The 14,356-nt window shown below is 34.6% G+C and carries 14 protein-coding genes; 12 read left to right on the plus strand and 2 right to left on the minus strand.

Features of this window, described 5'->3' with window-relative positions; all coding sequences use genetic code 11:
* The first annotated feature begins 142 nt into the window (after nucleotides 1–142).
* The 12 genes from LPC09_RS06545 (at nucleotide 143) to LPC09_RS06600 (ending at nucleotide 12,602) form a co-directional block, all read left to right on the plus strand.
* Complete coding sequence (locus LPC09_RS06545; protein ID WP_098796730.1) at nucleotides 143–1,816, plus strand: glycoside hydrolase family 13 protein; 1,674 nt, start codon at nucleotides 143–145, stop codon at nucleotides 1,814–1,816.
* Between the two features lie 156 nt (nucleotides 1,817–1,972).
* Nucleotides 1,973–2,686: an MBL fold metallo-hydrolase gene (locus LPC09_RS06550; RefSeq protein ID WP_098796727.1), complete on the plus strand. Its 714-nt coding sequence runs from the start codon at nucleotides 1,973–1,975 to the stop codon at nucleotides 2,684–2,686.
* A gap of 24 nt (nucleotides 2,687–2,710) precedes the next feature.
* Nucleotides 2,711–3,283: a TetR/AcrR family transcriptional regulator gene (locus tag LPC09_RS06555; protein ID WP_098796724.1), complete on the plus strand. Its 573-nt coding sequence runs from the start codon at nucleotides 2,711–2,713 to the stop codon at nucleotides 3,281–3,283.
* Nucleotides 3,284–3,534: 251 nt separating this feature from the next.
* Nucleotides 3,535–4,887 (plus strand): MATE family efflux transporter, encoded by a 1,353-nt coding sequence (locus LPC09_RS06560; protein WP_098796721.1) that lies wholly within the window; start codon nucleotides 3,535–3,537, stop codon nucleotides 4,885–4,887.
* A 379-nt stretch (nucleotides 4,888–5,266) separates the two neighbouring features.
* Complete coding sequence (gene proB / locus LPC09_RS06565; protein ID WP_231309268.1) at nucleotides 5,267–6,364, plus strand: glutamate 5-kinase; 1,098 nt, start codon at nucleotides 5,267–5,269, stop codon at nucleotides 6,362–6,364.
* 11 nt (nucleotides 6,365–6,375) lie between these two features.
* The gene (locus tag LPC09_RS06570) at nucleotides 6,376–7,623 is read left to right on the plus strand and encodes a glutamate-5-semialdehyde dehydrogenase (RefSeq protein ID WP_231309269.1); all 1,248 of its coding nucleotides are present in this window, start codon (nucleotides 6,376–6,378) and stop codon (nucleotides 7,621–7,623) included.
* A 251-nt stretch (nucleotides 7,624–7,874) separates the two neighbouring features.
* Nucleotides 7,875–8,726 carry an HAD family hydrolase gene (locus tag LPC09_RS06575; protein WP_231309270.1) on the plus strand — a complete coding sequence of 284 codons (852 nt, stop codon included), beginning with the start codon at nucleotides 7,875–7,877 and terminating at the stop codon, nucleotides 8,724–8,726.
* Nucleotides 8,727–8,778: 52 nt separating this feature from the next.
* Entirely contained in the window at nucleotides 8,779–8,973 is a 195-nt protein-coding gene (locus LPC09_RS06580) for a YwbE family protein (RefSeq protein WP_121660899.1), read from the plus strand.
* Nucleotides 8,974–9,121: 148 nt separating this feature from the next.
* Complete coding sequence (locus LPC09_RS06585) at nucleotides 9,122–10,135, plus strand: DUF3231 family protein (RefSeq protein WP_231309271.1); 1,014 nt, start codon at nucleotides 9,122–9,124, stop codon at nucleotides 10,133–10,135.
* A gap of 688 nt (nucleotides 10,136–10,823) precedes the next feature.
* Nucleotides 10,824–11,651 carry a DUF2935 domain-containing protein gene (locus LPC09_RS06590; RefSeq protein ID WP_231309272.1) on the plus strand — a complete coding sequence of 276 codons (828 nt, stop codon included), beginning with the start codon at nucleotides 10,824–10,826 and terminating at the stop codon, nucleotides 11,649–11,651.
* 165 nt (nucleotides 11,652–11,816) lie between these two features.
* Nucleotides 11,817–12,236 carry an SRPBCC family protein gene (locus tag LPC09_RS06595; RefSeq protein ID WP_231309273.1) on the plus strand — a complete coding sequence of 140 codons (420 nt, stop codon included), beginning with the start codon at nucleotides 11,817–11,819 and terminating at the stop codon, nucleotides 12,234–12,236.
* Nucleotides 12,237–12,602 carry an ArsR/SmtB family transcription factor gene (locus tag LPC09_RS06600; RefSeq protein ID WP_231309274.1) on the plus strand — a complete coding sequence of 122 codons (366 nt, stop codon included), beginning with the start codon at nucleotides 12,237–12,239 and terminating at the stop codon, nucleotides 12,600–12,602.
* Between the two features lie 43 nt (nucleotides 12,603–12,645).
* Here LPC09_RS06600 and guaC read toward each other — a convergent pair whose 3' ends face one another.
* Together guaC and LPC09_RS06610 are read right to left on the minus strand one after the other, a co-directional pair.
* Nucleotides 12,646–13,629: a GMP reductase gene (guaC, locus tag LPC09_RS06605; protein ID WP_231309275.1), complete on the minus strand. Its 984-nt coding sequence runs from the start codon at nucleotides 13,627–13,629 to the stop codon at nucleotides 12,646–12,648.
* Between the two features lie 241 nt (nucleotides 13,630–13,870).
* Nucleotides 13,871–14,317 (minus strand): hypothetical protein, encoded by a 447-nt coding sequence (locus LPC09_RS06610; RefSeq protein WP_231309276.1) that lies wholly within the window; start codon nucleotides 14,315–14,317, stop codon nucleotides 13,871–13,873.
* Nucleotides 14,318–14,356 lie beyond the last annotated feature (39 nt).

Genomic DNA, 14,356 nt, shown 5'->3' on the forward strand with positions numbered 1-14,356 from the left:
GTCCTTTTCTTTTATAACATGAACGGTTCTGCATTCACATAATAATAAATGTGTATGCCTCATGATAATGGAGAAAACTAGGAAAATGAACAGTACAGAAAACTATGAGCCCAAAATTAATTCGCATAAGAGAGGAAGTAACATGAACAAGATATGGTGGAAAGAAGCGGTTGCCTACCAGGTGTATCCTAGGAGCTTTATGGATTCAAATGGTGATGGAATTGGCGACCTTCAAGGAATGATTTCAAAATTAGATTATATTAAAGACTTAGGAATAGATGTTATATGGATTTGTCCAATGTATAAATCGCCTAATGATGATAATGGCTATGATATTAGTGATTATCAAGACATCATGGAAGACTTCGGAACGATGGAAGACTTTGATCAGTTGTTAAAAGAAGTTCATAGCCGAGGGATGAAATTAATAATCGATTTAGTTATTAACCACACAAGTGATGAGCATCCTTGGTTTATTGAATCACGCACATCTAAAGATAGTGAAAAACGTGATTGGTATATTTGGAGAGATGGTCTAGGCGGAAAAGAGCCAAATAACTGGGAAAGTATTTTTAGTGGTTCAGCATGGGAATATGATGAAAAAACAGAGCAATATTACATGCATATTTTTTCAACAAAACAACCTGACTTAAATTGGAGAAATCCTGAAGTTCGCCATGCACTATACGATATGATCAACTGGTGGCTTGATAAAGGAATAGATGGTTTCCGTGTTGATGCAATTAGTCATATTAATAAAGAAGAAGGATTAGTGGATATGCCAAATCCAGAGGGACTAAAATATGTTCCTTCTTTTGATAAGCATATGAATGTTAAAGGTATCCATACCTACCTGCAAGAATTAAAAGAAGAAACGTTCTCGAAATATGACATCATGACTGTTGGTGAAGCAAACGGAGTCAAAGTGGAAGATCACGAAGATTTAGATCAATGGGTTGGAACGGAAAATGGTAAATTTAATATGGTGTTTCAATTCGAGCATTTATCATTATGGAATGCAACAAAAGAAAATAGTTTAGATATTTTAGGACTAAAAAATGTTCTAACAAAGTGGCAAAAAACTCTCGAACATAATGGATGGAATGCCCTTTTTATAGAAAATCATGACCAGCCACGCCGTGTTTCAACTTGGGGAAATGATAAGGAATACTGGTATGAGAGCGCTACGGCACTTGGTGCTATGTACTTCCTCATGCAGGGAACTCCTTTTATTTATCAAGGGCAAGAAATTGGGATGACAAATGTGAAGTTCAATTCGATTGAGGAATATAATGATGTTGCCGATCGAAATATGTACCGAATTAAGCGTGAAGAAGGCGTACCACATGAAGAGATTATGGAAGTAATCTGGTCATCCAGTCGTGATAACTCAAGAACCCCAATGCAATGGTCTTCAGAGCCAAATGCAGGCTTTACAACGGGTACACCATGGTTAGGTGTAAATGAAAATTACCATCATATTAATGTTGAAGTACAACAACAAGACAAAGGATCTATTCTACATTTTTATAAGAAAATGATTAAGATTAAAAAGGAAAATGATGTGTTTACGTATGGAACATATGAGTTGATCTTAGAAGATCATCCACAAATTTTTGCGTACACACGAACATTAGAGGATGGAAAAGTTGTCATTCTCACAAACCTTACGGGAGATTCAGCAACTTGGGAAGAAGATTTAGAATTTAATGTTGAATCAAATCAACTGCTACTTTCCAATTATGAAGTAAAGGAACATCAAGCAATATCAAAATTTGAACTGAAACCTTATGAAACAAGAGTTTATTGGGTTTAATGTTTAATGAAGGCATATTACTTTTAGTGATATGTCTTTTTTTCTGTTTTAGAATAATCATTTAGAAAATAATGGTTGTAAAACTAATGGAGTTAGTTTATTATAAAACTAATAGTGTTAGTTTTAATCCTAATTTAGTAAAGGAGAGGGATCATAATGAAGGTAACAAAGGTAGGGAATGTTTATCAATTAACGTTTTTACCAGGCTTCTTTCCAGTAAATTGCTATATGATTGAAGAGAGTTCAAGCCTTACTCTAATAGATACAGGGCTTCCTAATAGTTATAAAGGAATTGTTAAGATAATTGATTCCATTGGTAAGCCACTTAAAAACATCATGCTAACACATGCTCATGGAGATCATGTTGGTTCGTTAGTTAGTCTTAAAAAACAATTTCCTGATGTACCCATATCTGTTTCGAAACGCGACTGCCGTTTATTAAGAGGTGATACATCCTTAGAAGATAATGAGCCACAAACGCCTATAAAAGGTGGTATTCCAAAGAATATTAACTTAGTACCTGAACAGCTTTTAAAGGAAGGAGATCAAATAGGCTCATTAGTTGTTATTACAACACCTGGGCACACACCTGGATCTATTTCCTTTTTTGATACGCGTGATCAAGCAATTATTGCTGGAGATGCTCTGCAAACTAGAGGAGGAATTGCAGTAAGTGGTCAGATTCGTCCGTTCTTTCCGTTTCCTGCAATGGCTACATGGCATAAAGAAACATCTCTTGAAAGTGTTAAAAAGGTTAAAGCATTACAACCACGTTTACTTGCTGTAGGTCACGGTGAAATGATTGAAAATCCAGGAGAATCTATCCAGCTTGCTCTTGATCAGGCAGAAAAGAGATTAGCAACTAATTAAGAAATAATAGAAAGGTAGAGACGTATGCCTAGAATGGGACTTGACTTACAAACAATTTTACAAGCTGCAGCAGAAATAGCAGATGAACAAGGAATAGAGGCCGTGACGTTAGCAACTTTGGCTAAAAAACTTAATGTTCGTTCTCCTTCTTTATATAATCATATCGAAGGGTTAACAGGACTTCGAAAAAAATTAGCTATTCATGGTATGGAATTACTCTATAACAAGCTAGCCGAAGCTGCAATTGGTCGGTCACAGGATGATGCCATTCATTGTGTTGCCGATGCATATATTGCATTCGCACGTAAACACCCTGGACTTTATGAATTAACATTAAGTGCATCAGATCCAGATGACCAAAACATTCAACTGGCAGGGAAAAGAATTGTTGACTTAACTGTTCAAGTATTAAATGGGTATGGACTTGAAAATGATGAAGTCATTCATGCTGTTCGTGGTATCCGAAGTATATTACATGGCTTCTCTTCACTTGAACAAAAGGGAGGATTTGGTTTACCTCTTGATCTTGATAATAGTCTACATTTATTAATTGATAGTTTTTTAGCTGGTATTCATAAAATGAAAAACGGGGGATAAGTGTTAGAAATGATAAAAAGTAAATCGGAGATAAATTTGAATAATCGAAGATAAACTTCCAATAATCGAAGGTAAACATGGTGTTCATCATTTTTTAATAGTCATAAATATAAAAATCTAAACTGTAACTTCCTCGTGAACCTCAAATCATACCTTGTGCAAGGTAGCAAAGGTCTGTGATAACATAAAAGCAATCAAAAAGTGAATAGTAGTATTAGCTAAAATTCACTTTCGAGGGGAAGTTAGTAAATATGAAGGAACAGCATGATTTTACGAACGGAAATATTGTTAAGCAAATCTGGATTTTTTCACTTCCAATTATGCTGACAAACTTATTGCAGGTTTCTTATCAATTTATCGACAGCTTATGGGTGGGGAATTTACTTGGTGCCACTGCATTAGGTGCAATTGCTGTATCGGGAACCGTCATTTTTACGATTTTATCGTTTATTATTGGTATAAATAATGCTACATTGACCATTCTTTCTCAACAAAAAGGTAAGCAAAATGAAGCAGGATTAAAAAACTATATTAACGCCTTTATCGTTGTCTTGACAGCTATGTCGGCTTTGTTGGGTGCAATCGGCTTCATTCTATCTGAAGAGATTTTAAAATGGCTTTCAACACCATCGGCAATGATTCCGGAAGCAACTGCCTATCTCCAAATTAATTTTATTGGAATACTTTTTCTATTTGGTTATAACCTTATTAGCACCGTCTTAAGAGCATTAGGAGATAGTAAAACACCGATTCGATATGTCATGATTGCTGTGATATTAAATGCAGTGTTAGATCCACTTTTCTTGTATGTGTTTGATATGGGAATAGAGGGAGCTGCTTATGCGACTATTTTATCTCAGGGGATTTCATTTATATACGGTGTTTTTGACACAATAAAAAGAGGATTAATTCCATTTATTTTTCCTAAGTTGCCTACAGCTGATGAAGTGGCAACTATTATGAAGCTAGGGCTACCTTCAGGATTGCAAATGACTGTCATATCAGCGGGTGTGATGGCAATTATGAGTGTTGTTAACTCGTTTGGAAGTGATGTTGTAGCAGGCTTTGGTGCTGCACAACGATTAGACAGTGTGATTATGCTGCCTGCAATGGCACTTGGAACAGCTGTAAACAGTATGGCAGGTCAAAATATTGGGGCCAATAAATGGAGCCGTGTTCATGATATAGCAAAATATGGTGTTTTATTTAATTTGTTTATTATGATTATGATTAGTACAATCGTATTTTTTTGCGCAGAAATGGCTGTTAGACTTTTTATTAAAGAACAAGATGCTTTACAATTCGGAAAAGAATATTTACGTATTATTGCCTTTTTCTACCCGTTTTTAGGTATTAATTTTATTTTAAATGGCATTGTGAGGGCTGCAGGCGCCATGTTCCAAGTACTAATATTGAATATTATTTCTTTCTGGATACTAAGGTACCCCCTTTCATATTTTTGTTCCTTATGGCTGGGTGACAAAGGAATTGCCGTTGGAATGGGGGTTAGCTTTGTGATAAGCAGTGTGATTGCTTTTGGATATTATAAGCTTGGGAAATGGAATAAAATAGAACTGGAACCTTCAAGAGTAGCTCAAAAATAATTCATCTTCATCTTGACACCACGAAAAATACTCGGCATAATAAATTAAAATAAAATGGAACGTTATAAAAAGAGGACCAGTATGCGAGGCCTTTTCAATTCAGAGAGTGAAGTTTAGTAGCTGAAAGACTTCATATTGAAAAGCCGCAGAACCTACCTTTTGAGTCCTGTGCAAACATAGGCGCATCCCTAGCGTTATAGGGTAAGTGGGATGTTGAAAAAACATCCAATCAAGGTGGTACCACGGAAGCAAAGCTCCTTTCGTCCTTATTATATAGGGATGATTGGGGCTTTTTTGTACGATTAGAAGCTTTCGTCATTAGGATTTGGCGATAAGACAAGTTTTTTTAATTGAACGAAGAAAAGTGGAGGAGAAGAACATGGATAAAAAGCGAATTGTTGTCAAAATTGGAAGCAGCTCTTTGACAAACTCAAAAGGGCAAATTGATCACGAAAAATTTACTGATCATGTTCAAGCTGTCGCAGCATTACGTGAGGAAGGGCATGAGGTATTATTAGTTTCATCAGGTGCTGTTGCAGCCGGATTTGCTCGTTTAGGTTATCCAACTCGTCCGTCTACGTTAAAGGGAAAACAAGCTGCTGCAGCTGTAGGCCAAAGCTTGCTTGTTCAATCTTATATTGAGCAATTTAGTCAATTTAGCATTGTTCCAGCCCAAATTCTTCTTACACGTAAAGATTTCTCAAAACAAGAGCGTTATAAAAATGCCTATGCCACCTTAACTGAATTGTTAGAACGGGGGATATTACCGATTATTAATGAAAATGATACGGTTTCAGTTGAGGAGCTTACCTTTGGTGACAATGATATGCTTTCCGCCCTTGTTAGCGGTTTAGTTCATGCAGATCAGCTCATTATCTTAACTGATATTAACGGACTGTATGATTCAAATCCTACTAAAAATCCTGATGCCAAAAGAATTGATTTTCTATCAGAAGTAACCGATGAGATGCTTAGTGCGGCAGGTGGCTCAGGTTCTAAGGTGGGCACAGGTGGAATGAAATCAAAACTAATGGCAGCCAAAACAGCGATATCACTTGGTGTTCAAGTATTTATTGGGTTAGGTAAAGGGAAAAACAAGCTTGTAAATATTATCAATGGACAAGGAAATGGTACTTATATCGGTAAGGATGGATTGCAATCGATCAATAATAGTCGTCAATGGATCGCCTTTCATTCTGAAATATCCGGTACTATTTATGTTGATAAAGGTGCTGAAGATGCCTTGCTTTATAAAGGGAAAAGTCTTCTCCCAGCAGGTATTTACGATATAAAAGGGTCATTTCAAAAAAATGAAGTTGTAGAAGTAGTCGGTCCAAATGGCTTACTTGGTAAGGGAGAGGTTCTTTTTTCATCAGGTGAGTTAAAAGCAGCAATGGGAAAAAGAAGTGAAGAACTAAGTAAAGATGTTCTATCTTCAATAGTGGTCATTCACAGAAATAAATGGGTAAAAGCATAGGAGGTTAAAAAATGGGTGAGGTTTTAGTGAAGGGGAAAGCGGCAAAAGAAGCTAGCTTTGCATTGGTTGATATTTCAACAGAGGAAAAAAACGAAGCATTAGCTAAAATTGCCGATCAATTGATTGTTGATCAGAGTTTTATTATAGAAGAAAATAAGAAAGATCTTGAAGCCGGAAAGCAAAATGGATTGAACGATAGTGTGTTAGATAGAATTATGTTAAATGAAAAACGAATTGGTGATATGTCTGAGGCAATTCGTTTATTAATTGAGCTAAAAGATCCAGTCGGTGAAACGATTGAAACAATTGAAAAAGAAAATGGTCTGCTTATAAAGAAAAATCGAGTACCAATTGGCGTTATTGGAATGATTTATGAAGCAAGACCAAATGTAACAGTCGATGCTGCTACGTTGACTTTGAAAACAGGGAATGCTGTAATTTTACGAGGCAGCTCTTCAGCTAGCTTTTCAAATCAAGCCTTGATGAATTCAATTCATAAAGCGCTTGAAAAAAGTAACGTTCCAATTAATGCGATACAACTTATTGAAGACACAAGTAGAGAAACAGCAAAAGAACTATTTCATCTTAAAGAATATTTAGACGTTCTTATACCACGTGGAGGAAAAAATCTAATTGATACCGTCGTGAGAGAAGCAACAGTACCTGTATTAGAAACAGGCGCAGGAAACTGTCATGTGTTTATTGATGAAACAGCTGATTATCAAATGGCTGAAAGCATTGTAGTTAATGGTAAAACTCAGCGTCCGTCAGTATGTAATGCAATTGAAACTATATTAATAGAAGAAAAATGGTTTGCACAACATGGTAAAGATCTTTTAGAAAAGTTAGCTAATCTTCAGGTTGAAATTTATGGAGATGAGACTGTTCGAAGTGTCTTTAACTCCGCGAAACTAGCTACGGAAGAAGACTGGTACACAGAATATCTTGCATTATCAGTAAGTGTGAAGGTCATTAAAAATGTGGACGAGGCGATCTCTCATATTAATAAATATGGAACAAACCATTCTGAAGCAATTGTGACAAAGAATGAGGAAAATGCAACAAAGTTTCTTAATAGAGTCGATGCTGCAGCTGTTTACCATAACGCTTCAACACGTTTTACAGACGGATCTGAATTTGGTTATGGTGCTGAAATTGGAATCAGTACTCAAAAGTTACATGCCAGAGGGCCTATGGGGTTACAAGCATTAACATCTAGCAAGTTTTTTGTTTATGGTACAGGTCAGGTTCGGGATTAATAGAAAGGTGCCTAGTGCAAAAATTAAAAATGTATAAGAAATGACCATCAAATTAAATACTATTGATGGTCATTTTTGTTTTTATGTAGTTATCCTCAAACAATTTATACTTATGTTTGAAGTTCATCGTACTCCTTTGTGTGAGTCTTAATATAGTATAATTAAAATTTTAAATAGGATGATATATTTGAGCAGTTTACAAGCTCAGTGTATACTAAGCAATAACTCAATTGCATAAGGGGGAGCACAGTATGGAATTCAAGCCAAAAGCAATTTTCTTAGACATGGATGGGACCATTTTAAACCATCAAAACTTTGTGAGTGTTAACACAAAGGAAATCATTGATAAGATAAGACAAAAGGGAATTTATGTTTTCATTGCAACAGGGAGAGCTGTTGATGAAATAGAAAGAGTCGTACCAGAGGGATTTGAAGTAGACGGGGTTGTTACATCTAATGGAATGTCAGGATACTTAGGTGAAGAATCTCTTTTTGAACATTCACTTGAGCGGAAGTTAGTTGAAAAAATTATAGAAAGAGCAAGAAATCATAAAATATATTATGAGCTTTTTCCGTATGGATCTTCCCGTGTAACATTGAAGCAAGATCAAGAGTATGTTGAAGCCGAGATTAGTGGTGATAAACCTGAAAGTGTCGGAATAAATGAATGGCTTTCAAGGCAACAAGCAATCAAGGAAGAAATTGAATGGGCAGAAAAGATAGAAGGAGAAAAATTCTCTAAATTTTATTTCTTTGCTAAATCAAAAGAGCAAATTAATAAGTGGAAAGATGAGCTTGATGAAGTAAAAAAAGAAATAGACTTTACTACCTCTATTTCATCTCACCATAATGTTGAGGTAATGGTGGCAAATGTAAACAAAGCAACTGGCATTCAGCAAATGTTAGAGAAATTTGGTGTGTCAGTTGATGAAACTCTTGCAATCGGTGATAGTGACAATGACATACCTATGTTAAGGTTAGTAAAATATCCAGTTGCAATGAAAAATGCATCAGATCACATTAAAGAGCTAGCTGTAGATGTAACTGAGTACACTTGTGATGAAGATGGGGTATATCACTATCTGAAATCTAAATTTGAATGAAGTTATATGTGCATTTGCGTCTATTTTAGAAAAATAAAAGGAGCAATTAGTTATGTCAGGGACAATAAGAGAACATATAAAACCGGGAATAAAGGTGAATGTCGTACAAAAGCAAGATCAGCGTACAGGAAAATTAACTGAAGGAGTTGTTGCGAAAATTTTAACAAACTCCTCGTCTCATCCACATGGTATCAAGGTTATGCTCCAAAGCGGAATTGTTGGTCGAGTGAAAGAAATTATTGATTGATATGTTGAGTTGAATTTTATGGTGGCTATCTTGAATTGAAGATATTTCGTTGAATTGTAAAAGTGTAAATATTTGTAATTAGCAATTATCCTCAATAATTTAATATATTTTTAGACATTCTAAAAATAAAAAAGTTAGGTGAGCACAGATGAATTACCACCATAAACCTAAACTCACATCAACCGAAATTTCATTTTTATGGACAACATTTATTCAAGATTCTCTGGCCATTTGTATTTTAGAATATTTTAAAGCAACAAGAATGGATGAAGACCTTGATCCAAGTATTGACTATGGCTTACACGCTTCAAATTCTCATCTTAATCATATAAAGACAATATTTAATAATGAAGAAATTCCAATTCCTATTGGATTTAAAGTAGAGCAAGATTTTTTCACAAATGGTTCTAGACTATTTCCGGATGTTTATATGTTCCGCTTTCTTGAACATATGGCGCGTGGAGGGTTAACCAACTATGCGATGGCAAGATCAACTACATATCGAAAAGATGTTAGACAGTTTGCTCAAAGTTGTTTAGATCATTCTTCAAATCTTTATGATTTAGTGATTGAAACAGCACAAAATAAAGGGATCTTAGTTAGAAGCCCATCAATTGCTTACCCTGTTAGAGTTGAATATGTTCAGAAGGCCAAATTCTTTTCAGATGGATTTCTTGATGAAGATCGACCGTTATTAGGTGTGGAAATTTCACATTTAGGAACCAATATTGAGGCGAGTTATGTAGTAGCAACAACATTACTTGGTTATGCTCAAGTAGCAAGTGATAAAAAACTTAGTCAGCTTTTTGTTAGAGGATATGAGATTGCAAAAAAACATTCTGAGATTTTTTCTTCGATTCTTCGAAAGGAAAACGTTCATGCACCTGCAGATTGGGACAGTTCCATTACTAATGCAACAAAACCTGGTTTATCTGACCGCTTAATGGTAAATAATATTGCCTCGATGATTAGCATAGGAATGAGTAATTATGGGACCGCAGTTGGGGCAACGTTAAGAAAGGATCTGTTGATTCATTATGCCAGACTTTCGGCAGAATTGGGTCAATATGCAGAAGATTTAGCTGAGTTAATGATTCGAAATAGATGGATGGAAAAGCCACCACAAGTTATAAATAGAGAAGAGTTAATCAATAAAGATTGAACTAAAAAAAGTCTTCAAATTTAAAATTGGAAGACTTTTTTTGTGTGATTTTTTAAGTGAAATAAGTTTGTTTACTCAGAAGTAAAATTCAATTGACTTCTTCTGAAAATCTTTTCATAGAGTACTTGAAATCCATACATCAAAATGGATTTTACTAAAAATAAAAGAGAAAGTTGGAGCCTTGAAAGTTTTACAAGAGTTACGTATCCAATTTTTTTAAACCAGGATATAGCTATGTAAGTAAAAATTGAGTCGATGATTATATTTATAAAAATATATAAGTTGAATTTTCCAAAAGTGTATTTAAAAACCCATAACGAGCCAATAAAGAAAGGTCCAATTATTAATGGTAGCTCAGCTAAAACATTAGGCTTTACCGAAAACGGAAACCACCACCATTTTTTCTTTTGTGCTAACGACCCTTCTGCTAACAGGTATAAGCACATAAATAGAGAACCTGGGAGAAATCGTTTCAATGTTTTTTTATTTAATAATGGTAAAGAAAGCCAAGGTAATATGGTCATTAAGGTGATGTACAGTCTAGTGTGCCGCATTTATAAACATCCTTTTCCCTATTCGTATATCATTATTTTTCCAAATTTAAATGAGATTATGTAAATATTTGAAGATCAAATCATTTCTTTCAATATTTTATCGTAAATATATACATAATAGGGGAGGGAGCAGTATGAATGATAATTTGATACCCGTGTGGGATGAACATTTGTTTTGGTTAGAAATTCTGCAAGATCATGCCTATTTTGTTAGAGATCATCTGTCTGTGAGTGAAGTTGAATATGTTCGTACATCTCAGCAGTATATTTATCTCTTTGGAGAACTTATTACCTTATTAAATTCAATTCCACGAAAAGGTCTTTATTATGATGAAGTAATGATTTCTTTTGCAAAAAGAGCATGGCCGGTGGTAAAAGGTTATTTTGAGTTTGAGGGGAACCTGCAATCACTTAGAATTGATAATAAAGTGAATTTAAATTTATCTCCAACTTATTTGAATGGTACACTTGCTGAAAATCAGGAATATTTACGTATATTGACTTTCCTAGTACAAGGACAAGAACCTGTACCTCTTCCATTAGCAGATTTAATGGATTTGTGGTTGGAAGATCAACTAGGACATGTACTTCTATTTGAAGATTTACTAGATCCGATAGAATTAATTGCAACTAAGCAGGCGGAAGCCTATATAAATAGGTATCAAGCATTTATTATACAAAATCGGCATTTAAAAGGCTATTTACGATTTAAGGAACCGAATTTTGCACGGCAAAGAGAATTTGCCAATGATGTAGGGCAAACGACGATTGAGATGAGTAAGTTTATTTATAGTATGATGATTAAATATAAGGAAAACAAACTTTTGAATAAAACAACACTTCGTTTTCTAGAACATCATTTTCCAGAAACCTGTTATTTTATTAAAAAGTTAAGTTATTATGCACCAGGATTAAGTGACGAAGCTAGTAAATGCTCTCTTAAGAGACCATCTTATTCATAAAAGGACAAGAAAGGTACGTTGCAGACAACGTACCTTTCTATTGTACAATCATTGACAAGAAAAAAGTAAATCAGTAAACATTATGAATTTGACATATAACCATTTAGTGTTATATTATTCAAATGACACCAAATGGTTATATTTAATAATAAAGGAGAAAATGATATGGAAATGTTACAAGATATAAAGAAAACAATTACTTTTGAAGCACCTATTCAAAAGGTATGGAACCAAGTATCTACAGCAAAAGGTATTGAAGCTTGGTTTATGCCTAATGATTTTGAACCGATTGTTGGTCACGAGTTTCATATTCAATCCCCATTTGGACCTTCTCCTTGCAAAGTTTTAGAGGTAGATGAGCCGAATAAGATTTCTTTTTCATGGGATACAGATGGATGGTTTGTAACATTTAGCTTAAAAGATTTAGGTGATAATAAAACAGAATTCACACTCATTCATGGTGGGTGGAAAGCTGATGATGACGTTATTTCAAAAGCAAATGAAAAGAGTTCAGTTATTCGTGATCGGATGGACAATGGTTGGACAGGCATTGTTCATAATCTTAAAAAGGTTGTTGAGGGATAAGTGGCAGCTGCAGTAAAGTATGATGTTTTTCAAGCAATAGCCGATCCAACTCGTAGAGATGTTTTGAGATTACTGACACACAATGATATGGCTATCTCAGAAATCTCCTCTCATTTTCCTGTTAGTAGAACAGCAATTGTAAAACACCTTCATGTTCTTTCAGAAGCAAAATTAGTTAGTTCAAGAAAAGTAGGGAGAGAAAAGCTATACTCACTACAGCCAGAATCATTAGCAGAATTAAAAGACTGGCTTTTTTACTTTGAACAGTTTTGGACAAATAAGCTGTCTATGCTTAAATCTGTAGTGGAAAATGGTGAGAATGTTACTTTAGGAGATGTAATGTTGAAAAAAGATAGTAAAGAGTAAGTAGAAAAGAGCTAGTACAAATTTGTACTAGCTCTTCTTTGTATTAATAAACTTTATCACCATTAAAAATGGAGTTCTTGACAACAACATAATCCACGTGACGAATAGCGTCTAAGCTAGTACCGCCAGCATATGAGATGGAGGATTGAAGGTCTTGTTCCATTTCAGTTAATGTATCTTGTAGTGCACCTTTGTGTTCTACATACATTTTTTTTCCTTCAACATTTTTCTTTTCACCTTTTTGATATTCAGATGCTGAACCAAAATACTCTTTGAAAAGCTTTCCGTCTTTTTCTATTGTTTGGCCTGGAGATTCTTCATGACCAGCAAATAGAGAACCTATCATCACCATAGTTGCACCGAATCTAACTGATTTTGCGATGTCACCGTGTGTACGAATACCACCGTCAGCAATAATGGGTTTACTTGCTGCTTTAGCACACCAGCGAAGTGCTGCTAATTGCCAGCCACCAGTTCCGAATCCTGTTTTGATTTTTGTAATACAAACTTTTCCAGGTCCAATTCCAACTTTAGTAGCATCAGCACCTGCATTCTCTAATTCTCTAACCGCTTCAGGAGTACCAACATTACCAGCAATAACAAAGCTTTGTGGTAAATACTCTTTAATATGTTTGATCATTTTGATTACCGCGTTAGAATGACCATGGGCAATATCGATTGTAATAAATTCTGGTACAAGCTTTTCTTCAGCTAATTGTTGAACGAAATCATACTCTTCTTCTTTCACTCCAACACTAATTGAAGCTATTAACCCACGTGCATGCATATCTTTAATAAAATCTTGGCGTTTCTCTGGCTCAAAACGGTGCATCACATAAAAATATCCATTTTCAGCTAAGTAAACAGCAATTTTTTCATCGATAATTGTTTGCATATTTGCAGGTACAACAGGTAATTTAAATTTATGCCCGCCTAATGATACAGTCGTATCACACTCAGAACGGCTATTAACCACACATTTTGCAGGAATTAGTTGGATATCTTCATAGTCAAATACGTTTTCCATTGTATAACACCCCTAAATACGAATATTAAAAGTTTTTGATAATATAATTGTTCGTCCCTTAGGTAATTTACATCATTTTTGAAGGGTTGTCAAAGACTTTTTAAAGCATTTTCATTAAATTCAGGTAATTTTATATAAAATTGGCTGTCATAAATATGAAAATAATAAAACCTCACAAACTTCAATACTTTGTTTGTGAGGTTTTATCGCCTAAGTTTCAAAAAGGAAGAACTTACATTTACTATAAAGTTGTTTTACTCATATACATCACGTACGTAGATCGATCTTCATCTATCTCCGCAGAAATCTTTTCATACTCTTCATTTTGAATCCATAAATAATCATTTCCAAGAAGTGATAATGCTTCTTCATGGGAATATAAATCATATGTAAAGATGAGAGGTGACTCACTAAACTCTTTGAAGTCCCTGACTTCAAGTGTAACATGTGAATAGCGATCAGCTTGATCAAAAACATATTCATCAGTGTCTTCTTCCACATAAATGACATAATATTCTTCTTCAAGGCTTGAGGAGGTTTTTTGATAAACCTTTTTTCCTTTAATAAAAAAATCACATAAACGACGACAGTAGATTTCGTATGGATCAGCAAACTCATAATGATATAAAGCTGGATATCCATTGCGTTCATCATTTAGCCGATATTCCAATTTATAACTTTTTTTCATATTTACCTCCAAATTTGTGATTGTTTTTACTATACTATA

It is taken from the genome of Metabacillus sp. B2-18, assembly GCF_021117275.1.
Lineage (GTDB): Bacteria > Bacillota > Bacilli > Bacillales > Bacillaceae > Metabacillus.

What these genes read in the sequence shown, in the direction of transcription:
- LPC09_RS06545 (WP_098796730.1), top strand. Translation starts at nt 143, where the DNA reads ATGAACAAGATATGGTGGAAAGAAGCGGTTGCCTACCAGGTGTATCCT.
- LPC09_RS06550 (WP_098796727.1), top strand. Translation starts at nt 1,973, where the DNA reads ATGAAGGTAACAAAGGTAGGGAATGTTTATCAATTAACGTTTTTACCA.
- LPC09_RS06555 (WP_098796724.1), top strand. Translation starts at nt 2,711, where the DNA reads ATGCCTAGAATGGGACTTGACTTACAAACAATTTTACAAGCTGCAGCA.
- LPC09_RS06560 (WP_098796721.1), top strand. Translation starts at nt 3,535, where the DNA reads ATGAAGGAACAGCATGATTTTACGAACGGAAATATTGTTAAGCAAATC.
- proB (WP_231309268.1), top strand. Translation starts at nt 5,267, where the DNA reads ATGGATAAAAAGCGAATTGTTGTCAAAATTGGAAGCAGCTCTTTGACA.
- LPC09_RS06570 (WP_231309269.1), top strand. Translation starts at nt 6,376, where the DNA reads ATGGGTGAGGTTTTAGTGAAGGGGAAAGCGGCAAAAGAAGCTAGCTTT.
- LPC09_RS06575 (WP_231309270.1), top strand. Translation starts at nt 7,875, where the DNA reads ATGGAATTCAAGCCAAAAGCAATTTTCTTAGACATGGATGGGACCATT.
- LPC09_RS06580 (WP_121660899.1), top strand. Translation starts at nt 8,779, where the DNA reads ATGTCAGGGACAATAAGAGAACATATAAAACCGGGAATAAAGGTGAAT.
- LPC09_RS06585 (WP_231309271.1), top strand. Translation starts at nt 9,122, where the DNA reads ATGAATTACCACCATAAACCTAAACTCACATCAACCGAAATTTCATTT.
- LPC09_RS06590 (WP_231309272.1), top strand. Translation starts at nt 10,824, where the DNA reads ATGAATGATAATTTGATACCCGTGTGGGATGAACATTTGTTTTGGTTA.
- LPC09_RS06595 (WP_231309273.1), top strand. Translation starts at nt 11,817, where the DNA reads ATGGAAATGTTACAAGATATAAAGAAAACAATTACTTTTGAAGCACCT.
- guaC (WP_231309275.1), bottom strand. Translation starts at nt 13,629, where the DNA reads ATGGAAAACGTATTTGACTATGAAGATATCCAACTAATTCCTGCAAAA.
- LPC09_RS06610 (WP_231309276.1), bottom strand. Translation starts at nt 14,317, where the DNA reads ATGAAAAAAAGTTATAAATTGGAATATCGGCTAAATGATGAACGCAAT.